Below are 13304 nucleotides of genomic sequence, written 5' to 3'. Positions count from 1 at the left end.
TCGTCGGGGGCGCGCACACTGGGTACACGATCGGGCGTCGGGGACCGAGGGAGGCGCTGCATGGATCTGTTCGGCGACGGCCGGTGGGGGCGGCTCGGGCCGCGCGCCGAGCGGCTGCTCACCTCACGCCGGTGGCGAGGCGCCCTCGCCGTCCTGGCCGGAGCGCTGCCCGCCCTCGCGTTCCCCGCGCCGTCGCTGTGGTGGTTCGCGTACGTCGCACTGGTGCCGTGGATACTTCTGGCCCGTACGGCCCCGACCGGGCGGCGGGCCATGGCCGACGGCTGGCTCGGCGGCCTCGGCTTCATGGTCGCCGTACATCACTGGCTGCTGCCCAGCCTGCACGTCTTCACCGTCGTCATCGCCGCGCTGCTCGGCCTGTTGTGGGCACCGTGGGGCTGGCTTGTGCGGCGGCTCCTCGGCGGCGTGCCGGCACTCGGGCGCGCCGCGGCCGCGCTGCTGGTCCTGCCCTCGGGCTGGCTGATGGTCGAACTGGTCAGGTCGTGGGAGGGCTTGGGCGGCCCATGGGGCCTGCTCGGCTCCAGCCAATGGCAACTGCCCCCGGCCCTGCGGCTCGCCTCGGTGGGCGGGGTATGGCTGGTCAGCGCGCTGCTGGTGACCGTCAACACGGGTCTCGCCCTGCTCGTCGTGGCGTGGACCCAGGGCCGGGCGCCCGCCACATGGACGATGCGCAGGGCGAGGGCGGGCCTTGCCTCCCGGAGCGGCGAGGCGTTCGGGTCCGACAGGGGCTGGGAGGCATCTGGGCCGGAAAGGCGGGAGGCGCCCGGCGCTACCGGGGCGGCGCCGCTCAAGGCCGCGCGGCCCGGGGCGGCGCCGCTCAAAGCCGCACGGCCCGGGGCGGCAGCACCAAATCCCGCAGAACCCAACGCGACACCGCCCAACCCCACCACCCCCCGCGGCCCCGCCGCCCTGACCGGCCTCCTCGCTCTCGCAGTCGTCGCCATCGTCGCCGTCGTCGCTGTCGCAGCGTGGGTCTGGGCACCCCGGCCCGACGCCGCCGGGCGAGTCCGCGTGGCCGTCGTGCAGCCAGGAGTCATCAACGGCATCGCGGGACCCGAGAAGCGGTTCGCCCGCGAGGAGGAGCTGACCCGCTCACTCGCGGGGCGGGAGCCGGACCTGGACCTGGTCGTGTGGGGTGAGAGCAGCGTCGGCTTCGACCTGGCCGACCGGCCCGACATGGCCCGCCGCGTCGCCGCGCTCTCCCGCGAGGTCGGCGCGGACATCCTGGTGAACGTGGACGCGCGCCGCTCCGACCGGCCCGGCATCTTCAAGAGTTCCGTACTCGTGGGCCCGGACGGGCCGACCGGCGACCGCTACGACAAGATGCGGCTCGTGCCCTTCGGGGAGTACATACCGGCGCGTTCCCTGCTCGGCTGGGCCACCTCCGTCGGCAAGGCCGCCGGCGAGGACCGCAGGCGCGGCGACCGCCAAGTGGTGATGGACGCCGGGCACGGCCTGCGGGTCGGGCCCCTGGTCTGCTTCGAGTCGGCGTTCCCCGACATGAGCCGTCAACTCACCCGGGACGGAGCCGAGTTGCTGATCGCCCAGTCCGCCACGTCGTCGTTCCAGGCCAGCTGGGCCCCCGAGCAGCACGCCTCGCTCGCGGCGGTGCGCGCCGCGGAGACGGGCCGCCCGATGGTGCACGCCACCCTCACCGGCGTCTCCGCGGTCTACGCCCCGGACGGCTCACGCGTCGGCACCCCGCTCGGCACCTCGGCGAGCGCCGCCGCGGTGTACGACGTTCCGCTGGGGGAGGGAGTGACGGCGTACGTCAGGTGGGGTGACTGGCCCGTGCACGGCGCGCTCGTGGTGCTCGCGGCACTCTGCGCGGCCGAGGGCGCGCGGACCACCAAGCGCCTCAGGCACCGCAGGGGCCTCGGACACCGCAGGCACCCCGGACAACACCGCACGCACCTTGGGCACCTGAGGCACCTGGCACCGCAGGCACCGTGGGCACCCCGGACGCCGCAGGCACCTCGGCCGCCGCAGGCACCTCAGGCACCTCGGCCGCCGCAGGCACCTCAGGCACCTCAGGCACCTCAGGCACCTCGGCCGCCGCAGGCACCTCAGGCACCTCCGACGCCTCGGAGGCCTCAGGCGCCCCGTCCCTGAGCCGCGAGCACCACGCGCTCGCACAGCTCATGGGTCGCCAGCGCATCCCGGGCGCTGAGCACCTTGCCCGCGCGCACGGCGTCGAGGAAGGCGACGACGACCTGTTCGATGCCGCGCTGCCGGGCCACCGACACCCAGTCGCCGCGCCGCCGCACACTCGGCTGGCCCTTGTGGTCGATGACGTCGGCGAGGTTGAGCACCTGCCGCTTGGTGTCCTGCCCGGAGACTTCAAGGATCTCCTCGGTGGACCCGCTCAGCCGGTTCATGACGCCGAGCGCGGTGAAGCCGTCACCGGCCAGCTGCAGCACGACATGCTCCATGAGTCCGTCGACGACCCGCGCGCGTACGCCGACGTGGTCGATCGGCCCCGGCGCCAGGAAACGCAACGTGTCCACGACATGGATGAAGTCGTCCAGCACGAGCGTGCGCGGGTCCTCGGGCAGCCCGACGCGGTTCTTCTGCATCAGGATCAGCTCGCGCGGGTGTTCGACGCACTGGGCGTAACCAGGCGCGTAGCGGCGGTTGAAGCCGACGGCGAGACTGACGCCGCGCTCCTCGGCGAGGTCCACCAGGCGCTCCGAGTCGGCGAGTTCGTACGCGATCGGCTTGTCGACGTACGTCGGCACGCCCGCCTCGACGAGCCGGGTGACGATCTCCGGGTGCACGGCGGTCGGCGCGTGCACGAAGGCCGCGTCGAGGCCCTGGGCGAGCAGCGCGTCCAGGTCGGTGTGGCAGTGGGCGTCCGGGATGTGGTGGACGCCCGCGACCCGGGCGAGCGTCGCGGGCGTGCGCGTCTGCAGATGCAGTTCGACGCCGGGCTGGGTGGTGAGGACAGGCAGATACGCCTTCTGTGCGATGTCACCGAGTCCGATGCAGCCGACCTTCACCACTGTCTCCCTAGTACCGCTACCGTTTACTGCTACCGCTACTGCTACCGCCGTGCTGGCTCGCGCCTCGGCGCCCGTGCGGTGCGCGCGGACGCTTCGGTCGCCGTTCCCGCAGCATACGGGGCCTGCGGCGGTCGCCAGTCGGCGATGGAGGCGAAGTTGCGCAGGATGAGGTTCGGGCCGAGCCGCGACGCCGTGGAGATCAGGGCGTCGCGTACGGCGACGAGCGGGGCGCTGGTCAGGTGCGTGACGCGGGAGGCACGCGCGGCCCGCCGGACGATCTCCGTGGTACGGGGGACCCGCGCCGCGCTGTAGGCGGCGAGGCCCGCCCCGAGGTCGCCGCCGGGCGCCGCGTGGTGGGCCAGCACGACGCCGTCCTCGATGGCCTGGTTGCCGCCCTGTCCGAGGCTCGGCGTCATGGCGTGCGCGGCGTCCCCGACGAGGGCGACGCGGCCCCGGTGGAAGGCGGCGAGCGGTGCCGGAAGGTAGCGGACGTCGTTGCGCAGGATGTCCTCGTTCCTGACGGCGTCGATCAACTCGGGGATCGGGTCGTGCCAGTCGGCGAAACGCCGCCGCAGCTCCGCCTTCTCGCCGTCGGGTGCCTTGCCGCCTTCGGGCAGCCGGGCCGTGCCGTACGCGTACACCCGGCCGTCCTTGAGCGGCTGCGTGCCCCATACGCCGCCGCGGCCCCACGTCTCGTGCGGCGCGAAGGGCGTCTCAGGTGCGGGGATGACGAACCGCCATGCGGTGAAACCGGCGTACACGGGTCCGGGGTGGGCCGGGAAGAGGGCCGCCCGCACGGCGGAGTTGATGCCGTCGGCGCCGACGACGAGGTCCGCCTCGATGTCCCCGTCGTCGGTGGCGACGACAGCCCGGCGGTCGACGGCGCCGGGGTCGGAGAGGCGGGCGCGCACACCGGTGCGCAGGGCGTCGTCGGGCAGCGCGGAGACCAGCAGGTCGACGAGGGTCGCGCGGTGCAGCATCACGAGCGTTCCGCCGTACGTCCTGTCGGCCTCGGCCGCGCTCGTACGCACCAGCCAGCGGCCGTTCCGGGCCCGCATGCCGATCTGGCCCTGCCAGGAGGACAGGGCTCGGACGCGGTCGCCGAGGCCGAGGACGTCCAGGGCGCGCTGGGAGTTGGGGGCGAGCCCGATGCCGGAGCCGACGGGCTCAAGCGAGGCGGCGCGCTCCAGGACGGTGACGCTCCAGCCGGACTCGTGCAGGCCGATGGCCGCGGTGAGCCCGCCGATGCCACCGCCGATGACCACTGCCTGGGGCTGCTGCTTCATGGCTCCTCCTCTGCTCTACCGCACACGGCGGCTGCTGTACCGCACATGGCGGCCGCGTACGTGTCGCCCTCCCGTCACTACAGCTGTAGTGACGCGGTGAGTAGACCGTACTACAGCCGTAGTGCGGCCGGGTAAGGTTTCCGTCATGTCCGTACGCAGCACGGGGTCGCCCCGCACCGAACTGATCGCCGACACCGCCCTGGCCCTGCTCGCCGAACGCGGCATGCGCGGCCTCACCCACCGGGCCGTCGACGAGGCGGCGGGACTGCCGCAGGGCTCGACGTCCAACCACGCGCGCACGCGCCTCGCCCTCTTGGAGGCAGCGGTGCGACGACAGGCGGAGCGGGAGGCGGAGGTGCTCGACCCCGCCGAACTGCCGGACCCGGCGGCCGGCCGCGACCACCTCGCCGCCGGGCTCGCCCTGGCCCTGCACCGCTACCTGACCGGTGATCACCGTCAACTCCTCGTCTCACGCTACGAGTTGGCTCTCGAAGCCACGCGCCGACCGGAACTGCGCGCCTACTACGACGCGGCCGGCGCCCAGTTCAGGGAGCCTCTTGAGGCCCTGCTGAGGTCAGCGGGCTCCGCCACCCCGGCACGCCACACGCTCTCCCTGGTGGCCTGGTGCGACGGCATGATGTTCTCCTGCGTGGCGGGCTCCTACCACGCCACAGCACCGTCGGAGGAAGCCCTCCGGGCAAGCGCGAGGGAGCTGCTGCGCGGAATGCTTCCCGAGTGACGACGTCATGACGCCATGCGGCTATGAGGCCATGCGGCCATGCGGCCATGCGGCCATGCGGCCATGACGCCATGGGGTCACCTGAGCGTCTGCCGCGCCCACCCCTCCCGTCGCCCCACCCCCTCCCCGTCACCCGTGCGGGGCAATCTCTCCCGCATCTCAGCCCCAAAAGCCGCCGGGCCCTGGAGGGTTGGCGGGATGCATCGACCGCCCGCCACCGCCGCCACCACTGCCGCCACCGCGCTCCTCGCCTCCCTCACCATCACGGCCGCCACCTCCGGCTGCGTGAGCGTCGAGCGGTCGGCCAGGCCCGCCGCCCCCGCCTCGGCCACCGCGTCGCCGACCGCGCCCCGCACCGAGGGGAGAAGCCGGCCGCGGGTCGAGCAGCCCTCCGGGCGGGAGGCGCTGCAGCGCATGGACCCGCCCCGTCACCCCGCGCCGCGGAGCCCTGCCGCCGACGCCCGCCCCGCCGTCCCTCCACCCCGCTCCGAGCCGCCGAAGCCGCCGCCGGTGCGCAGACCCGCCGCGGCCCGGCCCGACGCGGGGGCCACCCGCCCCGCCCCGCCGTCGCAGCTCCCCACCGTCGACGTGTGCGCGCTCGGCGAGGCGTATGGAGGCTGGGAGCCGGGAAGCCCTCAGTCGACCATCTGCCGGGAGACGTACGGCCGTTGAAAGACCCCCGCCCCGTCCGCCCCGTCATCACTCCCCCTCACCCCCCCCTCACCCCTCCTCACTCCTCCTCGCTCCCCTCCCCCACCTCCCGCTCCAGCCTCGCGATGGCCTCCTTGATGCCGTTGCCGTATCCGTCGTCCTCCAGGGCGTCCACCGCGCCGCGGGCCCGGCGCAGATGGCTGCGGGCCGCTTCGGGGCGGTCCAGCTTCACGTAGTCCGCGGCGAGGTTCAGATGCAGGGAGGGGTAGAAGCCGCGCACCGCGAGCGACTGGTGGTGCGCGTTCAGCCGCTCGTCCGTGAGCTCGTCCGCCGCCGACAACGCCCGCAGGTCCCACGCCAGTTCGGCCGAGGGGTCCTCCTGCGTGTCCGCCATGTAGTGCGCGAGCGTGCACCGGTGCAGGGCGTCGCCGTCCTCGCCGATCTCCCCCCACAGGCCGAGGAAGCGGTCCTGCGCCTCCTCGCGGTCTCCGCCGTGATGGAGCATGACCGCCTGCCCGATCCGCGTCATCATCGCGTCCTCCGCCGTCTGCTCCTGCTGCTCCGTCACCGAGTCCTCCATGGTCGTACGGCCATCGCCCCCATCCCTCACGACGCTAGCCGCCACCACTGACAATCGCGGTCAGGCACGTTCGCAGGCGGCGGCGCTCACGCGTACCGCTGGGCCAGCCCGGTGACGCTCCTGGCCACCGCGGCGCGCAGCTCGGACGGCCCGAGCACCTCCGCCTCCAGGCCGAGCCGGAGAATGTCGCCCACGGCCACCGGCAGCGCCTCCACTTCGAGGTCGACCTCGGCCCAGCCGTCCGCGTCGGCCGCGCCCGCCCCCTCCACCGCCCGCGCCCCCGCCGCCCCGAACATGGCGGGCAGCAGCCGCAGCCCCACCTGGGAGACCCTCAGCCGCGCGGTGCTGTGCAGGACCCGAGCCTCAAGGCCGCGCGACGCCTCATCCCAGTACGCCACCAGATCGAAGTCCGCGGGGCGCGTGAAGGTCTCCTCCGCCATCGTCACCGTCAGGAACCGCGACACCCGATACGTACGTACGTCACCGTCGACGGCCGCCGCCAGGTACCAGTTGCCCGCCTTGAGGACCAGCCCCAAGGGGTGCAGCTCCCGCTGGACCTCGCCGCCCCAGCGCCGGTAGCCCGCCCGCAGCACCCGCTGCCGCCACACGGCTTCGGCGACCGCGGCGAGCCGTGGCGCCGGGTCGGCCGTGCGGAACCACGCGGCGGCGTCGAGGTGGAAGCGCTCCTGGACGCGCCGAGACCGCTCCCCGAGGCCCGTGGGCAGCGCGGCGGTCAGTTTCAGCTGGGCGGTGGCCAGTTCCGCGCCGAGGCCGAGGTCGGCAGCGGCCCCGGGCATCCCGGCGAGGGCGAGGGAGTCCGCCTCGTCGTCGGTGAGGCCGGTCAGCCGGGTGCGGTAGCCGTCGAGGAGCCGGAAGCCGCCCGCCGGGCCCCGCTCCGCGTAGACGGGCACCCCGGAGGCGGCGAGCGCCTCGGCGTCCCGGTAGACGGTCCTGACCGAGACCTCCAGCTCCCCGGCGAGTTCGGGCGCGGTCATGCGCCCGCGGTTCTGGAGCAGCAGAAGGAGGGCGAGGAGCCGGTCGGCGCGCATGGGGCCCAAGTGTGCCGTGCCGGAGGTACCTGACAGAAGATGTCAGGTACCTCCGGCAGAGTCCTCCTCGCAAGCGGAAACGAACCAGCGACGCAACGCTCCCAGGAGGACCCCCATGACCGCGACCACCGCCGGCACCTTCACCTTCGCCGCCTGGGACGAGCAGCCCGTCGCGGGCGCGGACGGCGGCGGCCGCATCACCCACGCCGCCGTCACCAACGACTACACCGGTGCCATCGAGGCGGCGGGCACCTCGTGCGAGTACACCATCGCGTATACGAGCGGGACGACGGACGGCTATGTCGGCTACGAGTTCATCGAGGGCACGCTCGACGGCCACAAGGGTTCGTTCATCATCGAGCAGCGCGGTTCGTTCGTCGACGACGGCATCGAGTGCGCCTTCACCGTGCTGTCCGGCTCGGGCACCGGTGAGCTGGCCGGGCTCACCGGTACCGGCACGTTCACCGCGCGGCACGGGGACAAGTCCACTCCGTACACCTTCGACTACACGATCCCGGTCGGCGGCTGAGCGGTCTCAGCCGAGGTCGGGAATCCGCCAGTCGATCGGCTCGTGCCCCTGCGCCGCCACCGCTTCGTTGATCTGCGTGAAGGGGCGTGAGCCGAAGAACCGCTTCGCGGACAGCGGCGAGGGGTGCGCGCCCTTCACGACGATGTGCCGCTCCTCGTCGATGAGCGGGAGCTTCTTCTGGGCGTAGTTCCCCCACAGCACGAAGACGGCGGGGTCGGGGCGGTCGGCCACGGCGCGGATCACCGCGTCCGTGAACTTCTCCCAGCCCTTGCCCTTGTGGGAGTTGGCCTCGCCGGCGCGGACCGTGAGCACCGCGTTAAGAAGCAGGACGCCCTGCTGGGCCCACGGCATCAGATAGCCGTTGTCCGGCACGGAGTGGCCCAGCTCCTCCTTCATCTCCTTGTAGATGTTCCGCAGCGAGGGCGGGGTCTTCACGCCGGGGCGCACGGAGAAGCACAGCCCGTGGCCCTGGCCCTCGCCGTGGTAGGGGTCCTGGCCGAGGACCAGGACCTTCACCCGCTCGTACGGCGTCGCGTCGAGGGCTGCGAAGACCTCCTCGCGCGGAGGGTAGACAGGACCCGTCGCGCGCTCGCGCTCGACGAACTCGGTGAGCTCCTTGAAGTAGGGCTTCTGCAGCTCCTCGCCGAGGACTCCGCGCCAGGACGCGGGCAGCATGGCGATGTCGGTCACGTGAACAACCTCCGATGTGCGGTCACTTCTCATGAAGAACCTACCGGCGGCCACTGACAATCGACCCGGCCCCCCGCTCCGCCCGGCGCGATCGACGCCCGCTACCAGCTCGTCTTGCGCTGCAGCTCCCACATCATCATGATCGCCGAGGGGTCGAGCGCGCGTTCGCCACCCGCGATCTCCTCACTGGCCATGATGTACTGCTTGCCCTGCCAGAGAGGCAGCAGCCTGACGTCGTCGACGAGGATGTCCTGGGCCCGCTCGAAATCGTCGACCACCGCGTTCCGGTCGGTCTCCCTGCGCTGGCGCGGCAGCACCTGGTCGGTGATCTCCTTGGACACGTAGGGCGTGTTGAGCACGTTCTTCGGGCCGACGAACGGCGCGATGAAGTTGTCGGCGTCCGGGAAGTCGGGGAACCAGCCGCGTCCGAAGACCGGGTACTCGCCGTTGCTGTAGCCCTCCTGGAACTGGGTCCACGGGCGGCTCTTGAGCGTGATCTCGAAGAGGCCCGAGCCCTCCAGCTGCCGCTTGAGCTCGGCGAACTCCAGCTCGGTGGCCGAGCCGTAACGGTCGGTGGTGTACCAGAGCGTGAGCGGCACGGGCGCGCTGACGCCGGCGTCGGTGAGGATCTTCCTGGCCTTGGCCGTGCTGGGGTCTCCGTAGTCGTCGAAGAACCCGGTGGCGTGCCCGGTGAGCCCTCTCGGCACCATCGAGTAGAGCGGTTCGACGGTGTCCTTGTAGATCTTGTGCGCGATGGCGGCGCGGTCGACGATCTGCGCGAAGGCCCGCCGGACCGGCAGCTTCCGTGCCCAGGGGTCCTTGGTGTTGAACACCAGGTAGCGGATCTCGGTGCCCGCGCCCTCGACGAGTTCGATGTCTTGCTCGCGCCGGCCCTTGCCCTGCATGGCGACGATGTCCTCGGAGGCGAGACCTCGGAAGGTCACGTCGATCTGCTTCTCCTTGAGGGCGTCGACCATCGCCGACGACTTCTTGAAGTAGCGGATGGTGACGGCGTCGTTCTTGACGTCGGCCGCGCCCTTGTAGTGACTGTTCTTGACCAGTTCGGCCTTCTGGCCGGGTGTGTACGCCTCCAGGGCGTACGGCCCGGAGCCGGTGATCTCGTTGCCCTCGCGCAGCTTGTCCGCCGGGTAGTCGCCGGGGTCGACGATCGACATGGCGGGCGTCGACAGCACGAACGGGAACGTCGCGTCCGCCTTCTTGAGCCGGAAGACGACAGTCCGCTCCCCCTTGGCCTCGACTTCCCTGAGCGAGCCGAGCAGCCCCATGGGGCCGCCCTTGACCACGCCCTTCGCCTCGATCGTGCGCATGCGGTCGAAGGAGTACTTGACGGCCGCCGCGTCCAGTTCGTCGCCGTCGGAGAACTTCAGCCCTTCGCGCAGCTCACAGGCGAAGACCGTGCTGGAGGCGTCCGTGAACTCACAGGACTCCGCGGCGTCCGGTTCCGGCTCGGTGGCTCCCGAAGGGAAGCTGAGCAGCGTCTGGAAGACGTTCCGGTACAGCTCCCAGGAGCTGTCCCAGGCCTTGGCCGGGTCCAGGGTGGTGGGCGCGCTCATGGTGCCTACGGTGATCCGCTGTTCCTCGTCCGGCCCCTCGGAGGACAGCACTCCGCAACCCGCGAGCAGTGACATGGACGCGAGCGCCGCCACCTGCCGCAGACCCCTCACACGCATCGCAAGGGCAACTTCACTGAACACGCGCACGCTCCTCGATCGGCCATGCCATGGGGTCGGCAGACAATATCGCAGTGCCCCGCCGGGCCAACTGCTGGCGCCGACAGGGCACTTGATGCGCGTGTACGTCACTTTTCACGGCGTACCCGAGGTTTGTGAGGCTTTCGTCAGCCGACGCCCGCATTGAGGAAGATGCCGCCATCGACCACGAGTGTCTGGCCCGTGATCCAGTCGGACTGGGCGGAGGTGAGGAACGCGGCCGCGCCGCCGATGTCCTCGGGCACGCCGAGCCTGCCGAGCGGGTAGGAGGCGGCGGCCTCCGCCTCGCGGCCCTCGTAGAGCGCCTGGGCGAACTTGGTCTTGACGACCGCGGGCGCGATGGAGTTCACGCGCACCTTCGGCGCGAACTCGTGCGCCAGCTGCAGGCTGAGGTTGACCATGGCGGCCTTGCTCATCCCGTACGCGCCGATGAAGGGCGAGGCGGAGACTCCCGCGACGGAGGCGATGTTCACGATCGCGCCGCCGTTCTCGCTCTGCCAGGCCTTCCAGGTCCGCTGGGCGAAGCCGAGCGCGGAGATGACGTTGGTCTCGTAGACCTTGCGGGCCACGTTGAGGTCGAGTTCGGCGATCGGCCCGAAGACCGGGTTCGTACCGGCGTTGTTGATCAGGAAGTCGACCCGGCCGAACGCCTCCATCATGCGCTCGACGGCGACGGCCTGGTGGGCCTCGTCGTGGGCCTTGCCCGCGACGCCGATGACCCGGTCGGAGCCGAGCTTCTCGACGGCCTCCTTGAGGGCGTCCTCGTTGCGTCCGGTGATGCAGACGCGGTCGCCCCGGGCGACCAGGGCCTCGGCGATGCCGTAGCCGATGCCGCGGCTCGCGCCCGTGATGAGCGCGGCCTTCCCACTGTCCTGCACAGCCATGATCTCGCCTTCCGGATCAGTTGAGCGGGCCGCCGGCCACGTACATGACCTGCCCGGAGACAAAGCCCGCGGCATCACCCGTGAAGAAGGCGATGGCGTTGGCGATGTCCTCGGGGCGGCCGACGCGCTGCACCGGGATCTGGGTGGCGGCCGCGGTCTGGAACTCCTCGAAGTCCATGCCCACGCGGTCGGCGGTGGCCTTGGTCATCTCCGTGACGATGAAGCCGGGGGCGACGGAGTTGGCGGTCACGCCGAACTTGCCGAGCTCCTTGGCGAGGGTCTTGGTGAAACCCTGCAGTCCGGCCTTGGCGGCGGCGTAGTTGACCTGGCCGCGGTTGCCGAGCGCGGAGGACGAGGAGAGGTTGACGATGCGGCCGAAGCCCGCGTCGACCATGTGCTTCTGGACGGCGCGGGACATCAGGAAGGCGCCGCGCAGGTGCACGTTCATGACCGTGTCCCAGTCGCCCGCGCTCATCTTGAAGAGGAGGTTGTCGCGGAGCACACCGGCGTTGTTGACGAGGATCGTCGGCGCGCCGAGCTCCTCGGCGATGCGGGCGACGGCGGCCTCGACCTGGGCCTCGTCGGACACGTCGCAGCCGACCGCGAGCGCCTTGCCGCCGGCCGCGGTGATCTGCGCGACGGTGTCCTTGCAGGCGGCCTCGTCGAGGTCGATGACGGCTACGGCACGGCCCTCGGCCGCGAGCCGTACGGCGGTCGCCGCACCGATGCCTCGCGCTCCTCCGGTCACGACCGCGACGCGCTGCTCAGTGGTGGACATGCTGGTTCTCCTCGCCCTTGGGATGCGGCTCCACGGTACGCCACGATGGTGAGCGACCGCTTAGTACCTTCAGCTGGACGAGACGCTAGAAGCCCTGGCACCGGGTGTCAACGGCACACAGGCGAGCTGTGACGTGTTACCTCACCAAGAGGCCCAGGAGACGGTCCACCTCGGCCCCGGGGTCCGCCGTCAGACCGGTGTGCACGGGCCCCGGCTGGACCACCGTGGAGCGCGGCGCGATCAGCCAGCGAAAGCGCCGCCCCGCGTCGTCGCGCTCGGCCTGGCCCGCGGCCTCGCCGCCCTCACAGATCCGCTCGACGGCGCCGAGCGCGGCCTTGACGCCGACGACGTCGGCCGCCGGGTCGAGCGCGAGCAGCTTGCTCTCGTCGAGGTGCGTGCGGGCGGCCACGAAGGACTTGGCGCGGCAGTAGACCACGACACCCGCGTTGAACCGCTCGCCGCGCTCCACGCGCGGCACCACGCGCACCAGCGCGTACTCGAAGACGTCCCGCTCCGTCACTTGGTGGCCCCCTTCGGCCGCGGCGCGCCGAGCGCGATCCGTTCGTGGATGGTCTTGGCGCGCGGCAGCAGCGCCGCCGCGTAGGCGCGGCGCACGTCGTCCGGGCCCTCGAAGCCGGGCTCGTCGACCAGCCAGGCGTCGGGCACCTCGGCGGTGACCTCGGCGAGCAGTTCCTCGGTGACGAGGGGGGCCAGCTCGGCCGCGGCCGCCGCCACGTCGGGCCCGTAGGGGGCGAGGACGTGGTCCGAGGCGTCGTACGGCTTGGCGGCCGCGGTCTCGGCGGTGCGCCAGTTGTGGTGCCAGATCATGCTCGCGCCGTGGTCGATCAGCCACAGGTCGCCATGCCACAGGAGCAGGTTCGGGTTGCGCCAGGACCGGTCCACGTTGTTGATGAGGGCGTCGAACCAGACGACGCGTCCCGCCTCGGCCGGGTCCACGTCGTACGCGAGAGGGTCGAAGCCGAGCGCGCCCGACAGGAAGTCCATGCCGAGGTTGAGGCCGCCGCTCGACTTCAGGAGTCCCTGCACCTCCTGGTCGGGCTCCCCGAGGCCGATCACCGGGTCGAGGAGGATCTGCACGAGCCGCGGCATCCGCAGCCCCAGGCGGCGCGCCAGCTCCCCGCAGACCACCTCGGCGACGAGCGTCTTGCGGCCCTGTCCGGCGCCGGTGAACTTCATGACGTACGTCGCGTACGCGCCCTGGGCGTCGGCGGCCTCTACGACGCCGGGCAGCGATCCGCCCTCCCGCAGGGGCGTGACATAGCGGACCGCGGTGACTTCGGTGAGCATGGCCCCCAGATTACTTCCGGGCCGGAGCTGTCCGATCACTCGCCCCGCTGCCCACAGTGC

14 protein-coding genes are annotated in these 13304 nt (G+C 71.9%); 4 read left to right on the top strand and 10 right to left on the bottom strand.

The genetic code is table 11. The annotated features are described in order from the left end of the window. Positions 1 to 60 precede the first annotated feature (60 nt). Positions 61 to 2130: an apolipoprotein N-acyltransferase gene (gene lnt, locus ACWDZ7_RS08830; RefSeq protein WP_451795977.1), complete on the top strand. Its 2070-nt coding sequence runs from the start codon at positions 61 to 63 to the stop codon at positions 2128 to 2130. Here the strand turns inward: lnt and ACWDZ7_RS08825 are convergent. Both ACWDZ7_RS08825 and ACWDZ7_RS08820 read right to left on the bottom strand, forming a co-directional pair. Next, positions 2112 to 3017 (bottom strand): Gfo/Idh/MocA family protein, encoded by a 906-nt coding sequence (locus ACWDZ7_RS08825; protein ID WP_451795976.1) that lies wholly within the window; start codon positions 3015 to 3017, stop codon positions 2112 to 2114. The two genes, lnt and ACWDZ7_RS08825, sit on opposite strands and share 19 nt — an antisense overlap. 44 nt (positions 3018 to 3061) lie before the next feature. After that, on the bottom strand, positions 3062 to 4306 hold the full coding sequence (locus tag ACWDZ7_RS08820) for an FAD-dependent monooxygenase (protein WP_451795975.1): 1245 nt from the start codon (positions 4304 to 4306) through the stop codon (positions 3062 to 3064). A gap of 145 nt (positions 4307 to 4451) precedes the next feature. Between ACWDZ7_RS08820 and ACWDZ7_RS08815 the strand changes: the two genes are divergently transcribed. Further along, a complete protein-coding gene (locus ACWDZ7_RS08815; protein ID WP_451795974.1) occupies positions 4452 to 5045 on the top strand; it encodes a TetR/AcrR family transcriptional regulator in 594 nt (197 codons plus the stop codon). Positions 5046 to 5243: 198 nt separating this feature from the next. Further along, positions 5244 to 5717: a hypothetical protein gene (locus tag ACWDZ7_RS08810; protein WP_451795973.1), complete on the top strand. Its 474-nt coding sequence runs from the start codon at positions 5244 to 5246 to the stop codon at positions 5715 to 5717. Positions 5718 to 5775: 58 nt separating this feature from the next. Here the strand turns inward: ACWDZ7_RS08810 and ACWDZ7_RS08805 are convergent, their stop codons facing one another. Both ACWDZ7_RS08805 and ACWDZ7_RS08800 read right to left on the bottom strand, forming a co-directional pair. Then, on the bottom strand, positions 5776 to 6264 hold the full coding sequence (locus tag ACWDZ7_RS08805; protein ID WP_451513785.1) for a hypothetical protein: 489 nt from the start codon (positions 6262 to 6264) through the stop codon (positions 5776 to 5778). A gap of 98 nt (positions 6265 to 6362) precedes the next feature. After that, complete coding sequence (locus tag ACWDZ7_RS08800) at positions 6363 to 7325, bottom strand: helix-turn-helix transcriptional regulator (RefSeq protein WP_451795972.1); 963 nt, start codon at positions 7323 to 7325, stop codon at positions 6363 to 6365. 115 nt (positions 7326 to 7440) lie between these two features. Between ACWDZ7_RS08800 and ACWDZ7_RS08795 the strand changes: the two genes are divergently transcribed. Continuing rightward, the gene (locus tag ACWDZ7_RS08795) at positions 7441 to 7854 is read left to right on the top strand and encodes a DUF3224 domain-containing protein (RefSeq protein ID WP_451795971.1); all 414 of its coding nucleotides are present in this window, start codon (positions 7441 to 7443) and stop codon (positions 7852 to 7854) included. A 6-nt stretch (positions 7855 to 7860) separates the two neighbouring features. Here the strand turns inward: ACWDZ7_RS08795 and ACWDZ7_RS08790 are convergent, their stop codons facing one another. From ACWDZ7_RS08790 to ACWDZ7_RS08765, 6 genes are all read right to left on the bottom strand, one after another. Beyond that, on the bottom strand, positions 7861 to 8544 hold the full coding sequence (locus tag ACWDZ7_RS08790; protein WP_451795970.1) for a uracil-DNA glycosylase: 684 nt from the start codon (positions 8542 to 8544) through the stop codon (positions 7861 to 7863). Between the two features lie 101 nt (positions 8545 to 8645). Continuing rightward, complete coding sequence (locus ACWDZ7_RS08785; RefSeq protein WP_451796232.1) at positions 8646 to 10235, bottom strand: ABC transporter substrate-binding protein; 1590 nt, start codon at positions 10233 to 10235, stop codon at positions 8646 to 8648. A 167-nt stretch (positions 10236 to 10402) separates the two neighbouring features. Then, a complete protein-coding gene (locus tag ACWDZ7_RS08780) occupies positions 10403 to 11158 on the bottom strand; it encodes an SDR family oxidoreductase (RefSeq protein ID WP_451795969.1) in 756 nt (251 codons plus the stop codon). Between the two features lie 16 nt (positions 11159 to 11174). Then, positions 11175 to 11936: a 3-oxoacyl-ACP reductase FabG gene (fabG, locus tag ACWDZ7_RS08775; RefSeq protein WP_451795968.1), complete on the bottom strand. Its 762-nt coding sequence runs from the start codon at positions 11934 to 11936 to the stop codon at positions 11175 to 11177. Positions 11937 to 12072: 136 nt separating this feature from the next. Next, positions 12073 to 12456, bottom strand: a complete 384-nt coding sequence (locus ACWDZ7_RS08770) for a DUF3037 domain-containing protein (RefSeq protein ID WP_451795967.1) — start codon at positions 12454 to 12456, stop codon at positions 12073 to 12075. Further along, positions 12453 to 13244, bottom strand: a complete 792-nt coding sequence (locus tag ACWDZ7_RS08765; RefSeq protein WP_451795966.1) for a HipA family kinase — start codon at positions 13242 to 13244, stop codon at positions 12453 to 12455. Before ACWDZ7_RS08765 ends, ACWDZ7_RS08770 begins: the two co-directional genes overlap by 4 nt. Between the last annotated feature and the right edge of the window lie 60 nt (positions 13245 to 13304).

This window comes from Streptomyces sp. NPDC003032 (assembly GCF_053591415.1).
This window is presented reverse-complemented; position numbering and strand designations above follow the sequence as displayed.

Coding starts and splice junctions, on each gene's coding strand:
- lnt (WP_451795977.1), top strand. CDS start 61: ATGGATCTGTTCGGCGACGGCCGGTGGGGGCGGCTCGGGCCGCGCGCC.
- ACWDZ7_RS08820 (WP_451795975.1), bottom strand. CDS start 4,306: ATGAAGCAGCAGCCCCAGGCAGTGGTCATCGGCGGTGGCATCGGCGGG.
- ACWDZ7_RS08815 (WP_451795974.1), top strand. CDS start 4,452: ATGTCCGTACGCAGCACGGGGTCGCCCCGCACCGAACTGATCGCCGAC.
- ACWDZ7_RS08810 (WP_451795973.1), top strand. CDS start 5,244: ATGCATCGACCGCCCGCCACCGCCGCCACCACTGCCGCCACCGCGCTC.
- ACWDZ7_RS08800 (WP_451795972.1), bottom strand. CDS start 7,325: ATGCGCGCCGACCGGCTCCTCGCCCTCCTTCTGCTGCTCCAGAACCGC.
- ACWDZ7_RS08795 (WP_451795971.1), top strand. CDS start 7,441: ATGACCGCGACCACCGCCGGCACCTTCACCTTCGCCGCCTGGGACGAG.
- ACWDZ7_RS08785 (WP_451796232.1), bottom strand. CDS start 10,235: ATGCGTGTGAGGGGTCTGCGGCAGGTGGCGGCGCTCGCGTCCATGTCA.
- ACWDZ7_RS08780 (WP_451795969.1), bottom strand. CDS start 11,158: ATGGCTGTGCAGGACAGTGGGAAGGCCGCGCTCATCACGGGCGCGAGC.
- fabG (WP_451795968.1), bottom strand. CDS start 11,936: ATGTCCACCACTGAGCAGCGCGTCGCGGTCGTGACCGGAGGAGCGCGA.
- ACWDZ7_RS08765 (WP_451795966.1), bottom strand. CDS start 13,244: ATGCTCACCGAAGTCACCGCGGTCCGCTATGTCACGCCCCTGCGGGAG.